This is a genomic window from Geodermatophilus sp. SYSU D00766 (assembly GCF_054049915.1).
The window spans coordinates 188,252-201,808 of sequence record NZ_JBJGYI010000001.1; the positions used below are offsets into that span (position 1 = coordinate 188,252).

Here is a 13,557-nt window from a genome sequence, read left to right on the forward strand (position 1 = left end):
GAGGCGGCTACCCTTCCGCGCCACGGTGCGCAGCGACGACCCGCGGAGGGCGGACCGCATGGACTCGACGGACACCGCCGGCCGCTCGGGCGCCCCTCCTCCCCGGGCGCCGGACGCCCCGGTGTCCGGGGCCGCGCCGGTCGCGGTGGCCCGCCCCGTCCCGGCGAGGGGCGAGCACCGGCGGGAGGAGGTCACCGGCTACGAGCGGTCGCCCAGCGACGTGCTGCGCACCTGCGTGCTCGTCCTCGTCGCCGTGCCGCTGCTGGGGCTGGCCCGGTGGGCGCGCGAGGAGGCCGCGGCGCTGGATGGGGACCTGGTCGGGCGGCTGTCCGCGGCCGCACCGCTGCTGGAGCGGACCGCCGTGGTCGCCGCCGCGCTGCTGGTCGTGGGGGCGGTGGTGGCGGCCTGGACCGCACCGCTGCTGACCCGGGACCGGCGCCTGGCCGGGTACCTGCTCGTGGCCGGCGCCGCCGCCGTCGGCGCCGCGCACGGGGCGGACGTCGTGCTCGGCGTCGGCGCGGACGTCCCGGGCCGGGAGACGGAGCTGCCGTGGGAGCTCGACGGCGTCCTCGGGGTCGACGGGCTGGCCGTCGCGGCGGCGTCGTTCGCGGTGCTGGCACCCTTCGTGTCCCGCCACTGGCGGCGCGCCGGCGTCCTCGTCCTCACCGCCACCGCGCTGCTGCACCTGCTGGTGCCCCCGGCCCTGCCCACCGACCTGCTGGTCGCGCTCGTGCTCGGCACCGCCGTCGGCTCGGCGACGCTGCTGCTGTTCGGCCGCCCCGTCGCCCGGCCCACCCGCGACGCCGTGGCCGCGGCGCTGGCCGGCAGCGGCCTGGACGCGGTCACCGTCGAGCCGGCCGTCGTCGACGCCCGGGGCTCGGTCCCCTGGACGGCGGTGCTGCGGGACGGGCAGCGGGTCTTCGCCAAGGTCATGGGCGCCGAGAACCGGGCCGCGGACCTGCTGTTCCGGGCCTACCGGTTCCTCCGGCTCCGCGACGTGGGCGACGAGCGCCCGTTCTCCTCGCTGCGCCGCACGGTGGAGCACGAGGCGCTGGTGTCGCTGTTCGTCCGGGACACCGGGGGACGCACGCCCCGCCTGCGGGCGATCGCCCCGGTGGGGCGCGACTCCTGGCTGCTGTCGCACGACCTCGTCGACGGCACGACCCTCGACCGGCTGCCGGACGCGGCGCTGACCGGGCCGGTGCTGTCCGGCATCTGGGAGCAGGTCGGGGTCCTGCGGCGGCACCGGGTGGCCCACCGCGACCTGCGCGCGGCCAACGTCCTGCTCGACCGGTCGGGGACGCCGTGGCTGATCGACTGGGGGTTCAGCGAGGTGGCCGCCGCCCCGGAGCTGCTCGACGCCGACGTCGCCCAGGCGCTGGTCGCCCTCGCGCTGCGGGCCGGGGTCGACCCCGTCGTCGACGCCGCCGTCGCCGCGCTCGGGCCGGAGGCGGTGGCCGCGTCCCTGCCCCGGCTGCAGCCGGACTCGCTCAGCGGCGCCACCCGGGACGCGCTCAAGCACGACCGGGCGCTGGCCGGGCGGCTGCGCGCGACCGTCGCCCGGCGGTGCGGCGTCCCGGAGCCGGGGCTGGCCCGGCTGGAGCGGATCCGGCCCCGGACGCTGCTGCTGGTGGCGGTACTCGCGCTCGCCGGGTACCTGCTGCTGCCGCAGCTCGGGGACGTCCCGGGCATGGTCCGCAGGGTCCGGGACGCCGACTGGGACTGGGCGTCGGTGGTGGTGGCGGCGTCGGTGCTGACCTACGTCGGCGCCGCGCTGAGCCTGGCGGGGGCGGTGCCCGCGCGGCTGCGGCCGGTGCCGCTGTTCGCCGCCCAGCTCGCCTCCTCCTTCGCCGGGCGCCTGGTGCCGGCCGGGCTCGGCGGGATGGCGCTGAACGTGCGGTACCTGCAGCGCAGCGGGATGGACGTGGCGGTGGCCACCTCCGGCGTCGGGCTCAGCTACGCCGCCGGGACCGCCGTCCACGTGGTCCTGCTGCTGGGGTTCGCCGCGCTGGCCGGCCGCTCGCTGGCGTCGCTGCAGCCGGGCGGGTCCCCGGCGCTGCTGTGGGGCGCCGTGGCGCTGCTGGTGCTGTGCCTGGCCGCGGTCGCGGTGCCGGCGCTGCGGCGGCGGGTCACCGCGCGGCTGCTGCCCCCGCTGCGCCGGTCGGTCCACGGCATCGCCGCGGCCCTGCGCAGCCCCGGCCGGCTGGTCCTGCTGGTGGGCGGCTCGGCGGCGACGACGCTGGGCTACCTGGTCTGCCTGTACGCCTCCACCCGGGCGCTCGGCGGGGACCTGGGCCTGGCCGCCGTCGGGGTGGTCTACCTCCTGGGCGCCGCCGTCGCCGCGGCCGCACCGACGCCCGGCGGCCTGGGCGCCCTCGAGGCGGCGCTGGTGGCCGGGCTGGTCGCGGCCGGCATGGACCACACGGTCGCCGTCCCGGCCGTGTTCCTGTACCGGCTGGCCACGTTCTGGCTGCCGGTCCTGCCCGGGTGGCTGGCGTTCGAGTGGCTGCGCCGGTCGGGGCGGGTGTGAGCGCCGGGAGCGGCGCACGGCCTTCCCCCGTCGGAGGAACGGGACCACCATCGGCGGGTGAGCAGGTTCGCGGAGATGGTGGCCGTCTTCAACGACCGGCGGGTCCACGACCTGGTGACCGACACGACCGGGGACTACCGCTACTCGGACCCGTACTTCGGTGAGCGCGAGGGTGCCGCGGCGCACGAGGCCCTGATGAGAGAGGTGCTGGCTCGGTTCCCGGACCGGCGGATCGACCTGCTGGACTGCTGGGTCGCGGAGGGCGCCGAGGTCGCCAGGTACCGCTGGACGGGGACGCCGGCCGACGGCGGCGACCCGGTCGAGGTGGTGTTCCTCGCCGTCCTGGAGTTCGACGACGGCCGCCTCCGGCGCTGGGCCAACTACCGGGCCTGATGTGGGGGCCGGACCGGTCAGAGGCCGAGGGAGCCCGAGGCGGGGTCGGCCCACCGGCTCGAGGCGTCGTAGGAGCGGACCACCAGCGACCGCCAGCGCCCGGTCCGGCTGATCTCCTTCTCCGGCACGCCCGAGGCGTAGGCGGTGGTGGCGAACCCGCGGCGCAGGGAGTGCGGCGAGAGACCCTCGGCGGAGACGCCGGCGCGCGCGGCGGCGCGCTGCAGCACCAGGTCGACGCTGCGGGTGGTGAGCGCGGCGGTGCCCAGCCGCGGGTCGCGGCCCTTGCCCACCGACCGGAACAGCGGCCCGGAGGTGACGCCCCGCTCGGCCAGCGCCGCGCGCCAGGCGGCGACGGCGCGGACGGGGCAGGTCACCTCGCGGACGCCCACGGCCAGGGCCAGGGTCTCCCCCGCGCCGTCCTGGTCGGTCTTGGAGTACCGCAGCAGCACGTCGAGGCCGCCGTGCCCGGCCGGGGTGAGGTCCTCGATGCGCAGCGCGCACAGGTCCGAGGCGCGCAGGCCCAGGGCGAACCCGACGAGCACCATGCAGCGGTCCCGCAGCCCGGCGGGGGTGTCCGGGAGGTCCTCGACGAGCGCCCGCACGGTGGCGGTGTCGACCGCGCGGGCCCGCCGCGGCCGGTGACCGGCGCGCACCGCCGTGCGGCGGATCCCGGCCAGCGTGCGCCGGACGCCCTCGTTGTCCCCCGGGGCGGGGTGACCGGCGCTGCGGTGGGCGTCGTTGAGGGCCGACAGCCGGCGGGCGACGTAGCTCGGGCTGTGCCCGTCGTCGGCCATGGCGGCCAGCCAGGCGGCGACGGTGAGCGGGTCGGCGGGCGGCCCGCTCGGCAGCGACCGCTCGCGGCACCACGCCGCCCAGGCCCGCAGGTCGCGCGCGTAGGCGTCCCGGGTGGCGGCCGACCGCGCGGCGGCGACGTAGGAGCCGACGGAGCCCAGGTCCCCGGGCAGGAGCAGGCCGCCCTCCCCCGCGGCGTCGACGGCGGCGTCCTCCCCGGATCCGGTCGGAGCGGTCATCGGGTGGGCCTCCCGGCTCGGTCCAGGGATCAAGGGATCACTGCGCAGAATAGGTGCTTCTCGGAAGCCATCGCCCCTCGGCCAATCGGCGATTGACGACAGAAAGATGCGTGCGCCTCCCATTCGACTATCGTCCGTCACCATGACGGCTGACAAGGGCGCGGTCCCACCGTCACCGGACACGTGCGCATTCCCGGGCTGCGCCGAGCCACCGCGACCCCGAGTCGCCGGGCGCAGCGGCCCGTCCCCGCGCTTCTGCGAGCGGGCCGACCACAACCCGGAGACCGCCCGGCGGGCGCGCGCCCGTGCGGCGGCCGGCCGCTCCCCTGGAGCCGGGGCCACCGCGGCCGCGCTGGCCGAGGACCTGCCGCCGGAGGGCCGGGTCCGCCAGTTGGTGGGACGGTGGGCGGTCGCGGCCCGCGAGGCGGCGGCCGCGGCCGAGAACCAGGCGGCCCTGCTCACCGCCGCCCTGGAGTCCCTCGACGCCTACCGCGACGAGGCCACCGTCGAGGCGCGGCTGGCGCAGGCCCGGTCCGACATCGACGCCGCCCACGCCGCGCAGCTGCGCGCGGAGGAACAGGCCCGCCTCGCCGAGCGGCTGCGCGCCGAGGCCGAGGACGCCCGCGAGGCCGCCGAGCGCGACGCCGCCGCAGCCCGGGCGACCGCCGAGGAGCAGGTCACCGCAGCCCGCGCCGAGGCCGACCGGCGCACCGCGGCCGCCGAGGAGGCCGGCCGGGCCGCCGAGGCGGCGCGGCAGCAGGCGGAGTCCGAGCGGGACCGGGCCGTGCGCGAGCGGGCGGCCGCCGAGGTGCGGGTCCGCGACGCCGAGGAGGCACGCCGGGCCGCCGAGCGGGACTCCGCCGAGGTCCGCGAGGCCGAGCAGCGCGCCCGTGCCGACGCCGCCCGTGAGCACGACGCCCTCGTCGAGGCCCGCGCCCGGTGGGAGGTGACCGAGCAGACCCTCACCGGGGTGCTGCGGACCCGGACCGCGGAACGCGACGAGGCCCTCGCCGCGCACGACGCAGAACGGGTCGCGGCCGCCGCCGCGCGCGAGCAGGCGCGCGGCGCGGAACGGGAGCGGGACGCGGCCCGGCGCGCCGAGCAGGACGCCCGCGCCCGCGCCGAGGCGGCCGACGACCGGGCGGCCGCCGCCGGCCGGGGGCGCGAGGAGGCGCTCACCGCCGCCGCGCGGGCGGCCCAGCGCGCCGAGGACGCCGAGCGCCGGGCGGCCGCGGCGGAGACCGAGGCGCGCGCGGCGCGCGAGCGCGTCGGCGCGCTGACCGCCGAGGTCGCGACGCTGCGTGCCCGCCTGACCGACGAGCCGGCCGACGAGCCGGCGGGCGGCTGACCCGGCGGCGTTGACCGCCGCACCCCGGCACCGGCACGGTGGCCGGGTGACCGCACCCGGCTGGGCCCTCGAGGTCGCCCGCGACGACCTGACCGCCACCTCGCTGATCGACGTCGACGTGCCCGAACCTGCCGACGGCGAGGCCGTGCTGCGGGTCGAGCACGTCGGGGTGACGGCCAACAACGTCACCTACGCCGTCCTCGGCGACACGCTGCACTACTGGGACTTCTTCCCCGCGGCCGGCGCCGGCGCCGGCCGGGTGCCGCTGTGGGGGTTCGCCGAGATCACCGCCTCCCGCGCCGACGGCGTCGAGGCCGGACAGCGGCTCTACGGCTACCTGCCCCCGGCGAGCCACCTGCTGGTGCGCCCGGAGCGGGCCGGCGCTCACGGGTTCCGCGACGGCAGCCCGCACCGCGCCGCGCTGCCGGCCGTCTACAACTCCTACGCGCCGGCCGACCCGGACGCCGACGCCGGGCAGGAGGACCTGCAGGTGCTCTTCCGGCCGCTGTTCCTCACCTCCTTCCTGCTCGCCGACCAGCTCGCCGGGCAGGACGCCGACGTGGTGGTCCTGTCGTCGGCGTCGAGCAAGACCGCCTACGGCACCGCCTTCCTGCTCTCCGGCGGCGACGTCGAGGTGGTCGGGCTGACCAGCCCGGGCAACGTGGAGTTCACCCGGTCGCTGGGCTGCTACGACCGCGTGCTGCCGTACGACGCGGTGACCGAGCTCGCCAGCGAGCCCACCGCCTACGTCGACCTCGCCGGCAGCACGCCGCTGCGCCAGGAGCTGCACCGCCACCTGGGCACGGACCTGGTGCTGGACCTGGTCGTCGGCGTCACCCACCGGGACACCAGCCCGCCGGGCCCGCTGGAGGGGACGCGCCCGACGTTCTTCTTCGCGCCCGACCGGATGGCCGCCCGCACCGCCGACTGGGGGCGGGCGGGGTTCGAGGAGCGCTCCGGCGAGGCGTGGCGCCGGTTCACCCCCGCCGTGGCGGCGTGGGTCGACGTGCGGGAGTCCTCCGGGCCGCAGTCGCTGCGCGACGTGTGGCTCGAGGTCCTCGGCGGCGGCGGGGACCCGCGTGCCGGGTACGTGGTGCGCCTCTGAGAGGGTCGGTGTACCGGTGCTGCGGCCGGGTAGAGCCCGCTGGACCTGGGCGGACCACCGCAGAGGCCCTCCCCCTTGCGCTCACGACTGGACCCGGATGACAGGCAACGCGACCCACCGCTTCCGCAACACCGCGATCCTGACCGTGCAGACGGCGGACGCCTCCCAGGTTGTGACCTCCGACGCCCTCGACGCGCTCCTCGTCGACACCTACCGGCGGGTGGGCCTGCGGCCGGGCCTGCTCGAGCGGCTCGCCGGCATCCGCGAGCGCCGCTGGTGGGCCGACGGCGTCTCCTTCGTCGACGGCGCGGCCACCGCCGGGGCCAAGGCGATCAGCGAGAGCGGCGTCGACCCGGCGCAGATCGGGCTGATGGTCAACACCTCCGTCAGCCGCAAGCACCTCGAGCCCTCGACGGCGGTCGCCGTGCACGACGCGCTGGGGCTGCCCAGCTCGTGCCAGAACTTCGACGTCACCAACGCCTGCCTCGGTTTCGTCAACGGCATGGAGCTGGCCGCGGCGATGATCGACAGCGGGATGGTCGAGTACGCCCTCGTCGTCAACGGCGAGGACTCCCGGCCGGTGCAGGAGCGCACGATCGACCTGCTCAACCGGCCGGAGACCACCGCCAAGGACGTCATGCAGCACTTCGCCACGCTGACGCTCGGCTCGGGCGCCGCGGCGATGGTCCTCGGCCCCGCCGACCGCCACCCCGAGGGCCACCGCCTGGTCGGTTCGGTCAGCCGCGCCGGCACCGAGCACCACCAGCTGTGCACCGGCGACAACGACGGCATGCACACCGACCTCAAGGGCCTGCTCGCCGCGGGGCTCGCGCTGTCGGAGGAGCTGTGGGCCGAGGCCGCCGGCGAGTTCGACTGGGTGGGCATGGACCGCTACGTCGTCCACCAGGTCAGCAAGGTGCACACGCAGGCGATGTGCGACCGGTTCGGCATCGACCCCGCGCGGGTCCCGACCACCTTCCCCACCCGGGGCAACCTCGGGCCGGCGTCGGTGCCGTTCACCCTGGCCAGCGAGGCCGGCGGCCTGGTCGACGGCGACCGGGTGCTGCTCATGGGCATCGGCTCGGGCCTGAACGCCTGCTGCCTCGAGATCGCCTGGTGACGGGCGGCGCGCCGACCGACCTGCCCGGGCTGGACCCCTCCTGGTCCCGCCGGGTCCGCGTCAAGGACGCCGACGGCCGCGAGCACGGCTGGCACGTGCTCGACACCGGCCCCGACACCGGGACCGAGGACGGCGCGGCCGGGACGCTGCTGTGCGTCCACGGCAACCCGACCTGGTCCTACCTCTGGCGCCGGCTGCTGGCCGCCCCGCCGCCGGGCTGGCGCGTCGTCGCGCCCGACCAGCTGGGCATGGGCTGGTCCGACCGGCTCGACGCGCCGCGGACGCTGGCGCAGCGGGTGGCCGACCTCGGTGACCTCACCGCCGCGCTCGACATCCGCGGGCCGGTGGTCACCGTCGCCCACGACTGGGGCGGGATCATCTCGCTGGGCTGGGGGCTCGAGCACCGCGACCAGCTGCGCGGTGTGGTGCTCACCAACACCGCCGTGGCCATGCCGGAGGGCGACCTCGGGCCGGCGCTGATCCGGCTCGCTCACGCCCCGGGCATCCGCGCGACGGCCACCGTGGGCACGCCGGTGTTCGTGCGGGCCGCCACCGCGCTCTCCCGCCCGGCGCTGCCGCCGGGGGTCCGCCGCGCCTTCGCCGCCCCCTACCGGTCGCCGGGACGCCGCCGGTCGGTGGGCGACTTCGTCGCCGACATCCCCTTCCGCGAGGGCCACCCCTCCCGGGCGGTGCAGGAGGCGATCGCCGAGGGCGTGCGCACCCTCGACGTCCCCGCACTGCTGCTGTGGGGCCCGCGCGACCCGGTGTTCGGCGAGCGGTACCTCACCGACCTGCGCGAGCGGCTGCCGGGGGCCCAGGTCCACCGCTACGAGGGGGCCTCGCACCTGCTGCCCGAGGACGCGCCGCAGTACGCGGCGGCCGTCGCCCGGTGGGTCGAGGACCTCTCCGCCGGCCCGACGTCCCCGCCCCCGGCCCCGGAGGCGGCGGCGCCCGCGCGCCCGTGGGCGGCGCTGGCCGGCCGCGCGGCCGACGCGTCCCCGGCGGTGGTCACCGTCGGCGGCACCGCCGTGACCTGGGCGCAGCTGGCGCGCCGGGTCGAGCACCTGGCCGCGGGACTGGCCGCGGCCGGGGTCCGCCCGGGTCAGCGGGTCGCGCTGCTGCTCGAGCCCTCCCCCGACCTCACCGCCGCGGTGTACGCCGTGTGGCGGGCCGGCGCGGCCGTCGTCGTGGCCGACAAGGGCCTGGGCTTCGCCGGGATGCGCCGCGCGCTGCGCGGCGCGGCGGCCGACCACGTCCTCGGTGCCGCCCCGGGCCTGCTCGCCGCGCGGGCCATGGGCCTGCCCGGGACGCGCATCGCGGCCGGCCCGCTGACCCCCGCCCGCCGCCGGGCGCTCGGCGCCGCGCACGACCTGGCGGAGCTGGAGGAGCGGGGCCGAAGCGCGCCGGTGCCGCCGGAGGCCCCGCCGGACACCGACGCCGCCGTCGTCTTCACCTCCGGCGCCACCGGCCCGGCCAAGGGCGTGGTCTACACCCAGCGCCAGGTCGGCGCCCAGCTGGACCTGGTGCGCCGCACCTACCGCCTCACTCCCGACGACGCGCTGGTCGCCGCCTTCGCCCCCTTCTCGATCCTCGGGCCGGGCCTGGGCATCGCCTCGGCCGTGCCCGACGTCGACGTCACCGCACCGGGCACGCTCACCGCCGCCGAGCTCGCCGACGCCGCGGCCGCCGTCGACGCCACCGTGGTGTTCGCCGCGCCGGCCGCCCTGCGCCGGGTCGCCGCGACGGCGGCGGAGCTCACGGCCGGGCAGCGGGCGGCGCTGGCCCGGGTCCGGCTGCTGATGTCGGCCGGCGCCCCGGTGCCCGCCGCACTGCTGCGGTCGCTGCGCGACGTCCTGCCGGCGGCCGAGGCGCACACCCCCTACGGCATGACCGAGGCGCTGCCGGTCACCGACGTCTCCCTCGGCGAGATCGAGCGCGCCGGCGACGGCGAGGGCGTGTGCGTCGGCCGGCCGGTCGCCGGTGTCGAGGTGCGCGTCAGCCCGCTGTCGGCCACGGGCGCGGCCGACGGCCCGCTCACCGGGGTCGTGGGCGTGACGGGGGAGGTCTGCGTGCGCGCGCCGCACGTCAAGGACCGCTACGACGCGCTGTGGGCCACCGAGCGGGCGGCCTCCCGCGACCCCGGCTGGCACCGCACCGGCGACGTCGGCCACCTCGACGACGAGGGCCGGTTGTGGATCGAGGGCCGGCTGGCCCACGTGGTCCCGACCGCCGGGGGCGTGGTGACGCCGGTCGGCGTCGAGCAGCGGGTCGAGGGCCTGCCCGGGGTCTCGGCGGCCGCGGCGGTCGGCGTCGGTCCCGCCGGCGCCCAGGTGGTCGTGGTGGTCGTCGTCCCCGCGGAGCCCGCCCGGCGCGGCCGCCGGCTCGCCGTGGCCGGCGACGAGCTGGCCGCCGCCGTCCGGGCAGCGGCGGGGGTCGACGTCGCCGCGGTGCTCGTGGCGCGGTCGCTGCCGGTCGACGTCCGGCACCAGTCGAAGGTGGACCGCACCGCGCTGGCCCGCCGGGCCGCCCGGCTGCTCGCCGGCTCCCCCGTCCGCCGCCGGGGCCGCGCCCGGTGAGGGTGCTGGTCACCGGGGCCAGCGGCATGCTCGGCCGGGCCACGGCCGGGGCCCTGCTGGCCCGCGGCGACGAGGTCACGGTGCTGCAGCGCCGCCCGGCCGGGCTGCCGTGCGCCGAGGTGCTCGGCGACGTGGCCGACGCCGCGGCGGTGGCGCGGGCGGTCCTGGGCCAGGACGCCGTCGTGCACCTGGCGGCCAAGGTCGACGTGACCGGCCCGTGGGCGGAGTACGAGCGGGCCAACGTCGGGGGCACCCGGAACGTCGTGGCCGCCTCCGCGGCCGAGGGCGTCGGGCGGCTGGTCCACGTGTCCTCCCCGTCGGTCGCGCACGCCGGCGACCCGCTGACCGGCGCGGGCGCCGACCCCGCCGACCCCGACTCGGCGCGCGGCTCCTACGCGCGCTCCAAGGCGCAGGCCGAGGTGCTGGCGCTGGCCGCCGACTCCCCCGGCCTCGCCGTCCTCGCGGTGCGCCCGCACCTGGTGTGGGGGCCCGGGGACGAGCAGCTGGTGGCGCGGATCGTCGCGCGGGGCCGGGCGGGCCGGCTGCCGCTGATCGGCTCGGGGGCGGCCCTGGTCGACACCACCTACGTCGACAACGCCGCCGCGGCGCTGGTGGCCGCGGTCGACGCCTGCGGCCCGGTGCACGGGGAGGCGCTGGTGGTCAGCAACGGCGAGCCCCGCCCGATCGGGGAGCTGCTCGGCCGGCTGTGCGGCGCGGCCGGCGCACCGGGCCCGCGGCGCCGGGTGCCGGCCCGGGTCGCGTGGCTGGCCGGCGCCGTCGTCGAGGGGGTCTGGGCCGCCACCGACCGCCGCTCGACCCCACCGCTCACGCGGTTCCTCGCCGAGCAGCTGAGCACCGCCCACTGGTTCGACCAGCGGCGCACGCGGGCCGCGCTGGGCTGGCGCCCCGAGGTCCCCCTCGAGGAGGGGTTCGCGCGGCTGGCCGCCTGGTACGCCGACGAGGACCGGGAGGCGCAGACCGCCGGGCCGTGACCGCCGCGCCGGTGGGGTGACGGAGCGAACTGCGCGGGGTGCGCACCGCGCCCGACGGGACGCCCGAGCACGCGGGCGACGTGCGTGCCCAGGTGTCGCTCCGCGTGGACGACCCCGAGGGGTGCTCGGCGAGGCGGGGACGACGCTCGGGGACGTCGTCCGCGTCACCGTGCTCGGCACCGACGTCGACGCGGGGGTCGGGTGCTGGGAGGAGCTGGTGGGGCGGTCCGGCGCGGCCGGCGCACGGCCGACCAGCACGCTGGTCGGGGTCACCCGCCTGGCGTTCCCGAGCTGGTGGTGGCGATCGGGTCCACCGCCGTCGGCCGAGGCGCGGTTCCCTGGTGGGTCGGCCGGGCCTGCCGCACCGGTCGACGGACCCGGCCTAGCCTCGGCGCCGTGGCCTTCACCGTCGCCGACGCGCACCTGCTCGCGCTGGCGGCGCACGAGGGCCAGGTGGACGCCCGGGGCCACGACCTCTACCTCGCCTCGCTGCGGCCGATGGCCGAGGCGCTGCGCCGGTACGGCCCGCAAGCGGAGATGGCCGGGCTGCTGCGCGACATCGTCACGGCCACCCGCGACCACCCCGACCCGGCCCGCCGCTACGACCTGCACCGGCTGCGCGCCCTCGGGGTGCCGGAGGTCGTCGTCGAGGCGGTGGACGCGGTCACCCCGCGCCCCGGCGAGCCCTACATCTCCGGCCTGATCCGCCGCTCCGCCGCGCACCCGCTGGGCCGGCTCGTCGGGCTCGCTGAGAACAGTGCCGCGCTCACCGCCAGCGCGCACCTGGCCGCGACCGACCCGGCCAAGGCCCGCAGCCTCCGCGAGGGCCGCTACCGCCCGGCCCGCCGGATCCTGCTGGCCGCCGAGGCCGCCGACGCCGTCCACGGCCGCCGCGTCCTCGTCTGACCGGCGCTCCCGCCGCTGCCGGGGACCTGTCGGAGCGCGGCCGACCCGGGCATGCTCGGGGGCCGGCCACCGGAGGGAGCGGTCCATGCCCGTCCACCTCGACGACCTGCGCGGGCTCGCGCTCTTCGCCGGCAGCGACGACGACCAGCTGCGCACGCTGCTCGACGCCGGCACCGAGGTCGCGTTCGCGTGCGGCGACGTCCTGTTCGAGGAGGACCACCCGGCGCAGAGCTGGTGGGTGCTCCTCGACGGCTGCATCGACCTGCTGCGCCACCTCGGGCAGGACGAGACGCGGCTGGGGACCATGGACGTCCCGGGACGCTGGGCGGGCGGCTTCCGGGCGTGGGACGAGCACGGCGCCTACCTCGCCACCGGCCGGGCGACGACGGCCGGGCGGGTCCTGCGGGTCCCCGCCGAGGAGCTGCGCCGGCTGTGGGCCGCCCGTTTCCCGCTCGGCCTGCCGCTCATCGAGGGGGTCTCCCGCTCGGCGCGCAACTACGAGTCGATGGCGCGGCAGCGCGAGGCGCTCGCCGCCCTCGGGAAGCTCGCCGCCGGGCTGGCGCACGAGCTGAACAACCCGGCGGCCGCGGCCACCCGGGCCGTCGACGCCCTCGGCGAGGCGCACACCGACGTGGTCGCCGCGGTGCGCCGGCTCACCGCGGCCGCGGTCACCGACGAGCAGTTCACCCGGCTCGACGCCCTGCGCCGGGAGCTCGAGGGCCGGCCGGCCCTGGGCCCGATCGACCTGGCCGACCGGGAGGACGAGCTGGCCGACTGGCTGTCGGAGCACGGCGTGGCCCGCGACTGGGTGCTGGCGCCGACCCTGGCGGGGGCCGGCGCCGACGTCGCGTGGGCCGAGCAGCTGGCCGAGGCGCTGGGCGCCGACCGGCTCGAGCCGGGGCTGGACTGGGTGGCGAGCACGCTGACGGCGACCGGCTTGCTGGCGGAGGTCAAGGACTCCACCCGGCGCATCTCCGACCTGGTCGCGGCGGTCAAGTCCTACTCCCAGCTCGACCGCGCCGCCGTGCAGCTGACCGACCTGACCGAGGGGCTCGACAGCACGCTGACGATGCTCAAGCACCGCATCCCCGCCGGGGTGAGCGTCGTGCGGGACTACGGCGCGGACGTGCCCCGCATCGAGGCGCTGGCCGCGGAGCTCAACCAGGTGTGGACCAACCTCCTCACCAACGCCCTGGACGCGGTGGGCGAGTCGGGGACGCTGCGCGTCTCCACGCGCCTGGAGCCGGGCACGGCGGTGGTCGTGGAGGTCGCCGACAGCGGTCCCGGGATGTCGCCGGAGACGCTGGCGCACGCCTTCGATCCCTTCTACACGACCAAGGGCGTCGGCCTGGGCACCGGACTGGGCCTGGACATCTCCCGGCGGATCGTCGAGCGGCACGGCGGGGACATCGGGATCGACCAGCGGCCCGGCGAGACGGTGCTGCGCGTCCGGCTGCCCACCAGCGGCGTCGCGGCGGCCCACCGGCGGGCGGGCGGGACCGGCTGACCGACGGCCCTCCCCAGCGGGCGCACGGGCCAGTACGGTCGAGGCCGTG

Annotated in this window: 10 protein-coding genes; 9 read left to right on the plus strand and 1 reads right to left on the minus strand. The window is 78.4% G+C overall.

From position 1 onward, the window contains the following. Window positions 1–58 precede the first annotated feature (58 nt). Window positions 59–2,530, plus strand: coding sequence for a lysylphosphatidylglycerol synthase domain-containing protein (locus tag ACI8AD_RS00870; protein WP_456868637.1), 2,472 nt, complete (start codon window positions 59–61; stop codon window positions 2,528–2,530). Window positions 2,531–2,587: 57 nt separating this feature from the next. Next, window positions 2,588–2,923 carry a nuclear transport factor 2 family protein gene (locus tag ACI8AD_RS00875; protein WP_456868638.1) on the plus strand — a complete coding sequence of 112 codons (336 nt, stop codon included), beginning with the start codon at window positions 2,588–2,590 and terminating at the stop codon, window positions 2,921–2,923. 17 nt (window positions 2,924–2,940) lie between these two features. Here ACI8AD_RS00875 and ACI8AD_RS00880 read toward each other — a convergent pair whose 3' ends face one another. Continuing rightward, a complete protein-coding gene (locus tag ACI8AD_RS00880; RefSeq protein ID WP_456868639.1) occupies window positions 2,941–3,954 on the minus strand; it encodes a site-specific integrase in 1,014 nt (337 codons plus the stop codon). A 142-nt stretch (window positions 3,955–4,096) separates the two neighbouring features. On the opposite strand from ACI8AD_RS00880, the gene ACI8AD_RS00885 reads away from it, so the two are divergent. The 7 genes from ACI8AD_RS00885 to ACI8AD_RS00915 all read left to right on the plus strand — a co-directional run bounded on the left by ACI8AD_RS00885 (window position 4,097) and on the right by ACI8AD_RS00915 (window position 13,508). Continuing rightward, on the plus strand, window positions 4,097–5,302 hold the full coding sequence (locus ACI8AD_RS00885) for a hypothetical protein (RefSeq protein ID WP_456868640.1): 1,206 nt from the start codon (window positions 4,097–4,099) through the stop codon (window positions 5,300–5,302). A 46-nt stretch (window positions 5,303–5,348) separates the two neighbouring features. After that, window positions 5,349–6,407 carry a DUF2855 family protein gene (locus tag ACI8AD_RS00890; protein WP_456868641.1) on the plus strand — a complete coding sequence of 353 codons (1,059 nt, stop codon included), beginning with the start codon at window positions 5,349–5,351 and terminating at the stop codon, window positions 6,405–6,407. A 97-nt stretch (window positions 6,408–6,504) separates the two neighbouring features. Further along, entirely contained in the window at window positions 6,505–7,527 is a 1,023-nt protein-coding gene (locus ACI8AD_RS00895) for a 3-oxoacyl-ACP synthase III (protein ID WP_456868642.1), read from the plus strand. Beyond that, window positions 7,524–10,103: an alpha/beta fold hydrolase gene (locus tag ACI8AD_RS00900; RefSeq protein WP_456868643.1), complete on the plus strand. Its 2,580-nt coding sequence runs from the start codon at window positions 7,524–7,526 to the stop codon at window positions 10,101–10,103. The genes ACI8AD_RS00895 and ACI8AD_RS00900 overlap by 4 nt, the downstream gene beginning before the upstream one ends. Continuing rightward, window positions 10,100–11,095: an NAD-dependent epimerase/dehydratase family protein gene (locus ACI8AD_RS00905; RefSeq protein WP_456868644.1), complete on the plus strand. Its 996-nt coding sequence runs from the start codon at window positions 10,100–10,102 to the stop codon at window positions 11,093–11,095. Before ACI8AD_RS00900 ends, ACI8AD_RS00905 begins: the two co-directional genes overlap by 4 nt. A gap of 396 nt (window positions 11,096–11,491) precedes the next feature. After that, entirely contained in the window at window positions 11,492–12,001 is a 510-nt protein-coding gene (locus ACI8AD_RS00910) for a phosphohydrolase (protein ID WP_456868645.1), read from the plus strand. An 85-nt stretch (window positions 12,002–12,086) separates the two neighbouring features. Then, entirely contained in the window at window positions 12,087–13,508 is a 1,422-nt protein-coding gene (locus tag ACI8AD_RS00915; protein ID WP_456868646.1) for an ATP-binding protein, read from the plus strand. Window positions 13,509–13,557 lie beyond the last annotated feature (49 nt).

Coding starts and splice junctions, on each gene's coding strand:
- ACI8AD_RS00870 (WP_456868637.1), top strand. CDS start 59: ATGGACTCGACGGACACCGCCGGCCGCTCGGGCGCCCCTCCTCCCCGG.
- ACI8AD_RS00880 (WP_456868639.1), bottom strand. CDS start 3,954: ATGACCGCTCCGACCGGATCCGGGGAGGACGCCGCCGTCGACGCCGCG.
- ACI8AD_RS00885 (WP_456868640.1), top strand. CDS start 4,097: ATGACGGCTGACAAGGGCGCGGTCCCACCGTCACCGGACACGTGCGCA.
- ACI8AD_RS00895 (WP_456868642.1), top strand. CDS start 6,505: ATGACAGGCAACGCGACCCACCGCTTCCGCAACACCGCGATCCTGACC.
- ACI8AD_RS00915 (WP_456868646.1), top strand. CDS start 12,087: ATGCCCGTCCACCTCGACGACCTGCGCGGGCTCGCGCTCTTCGCCGGC.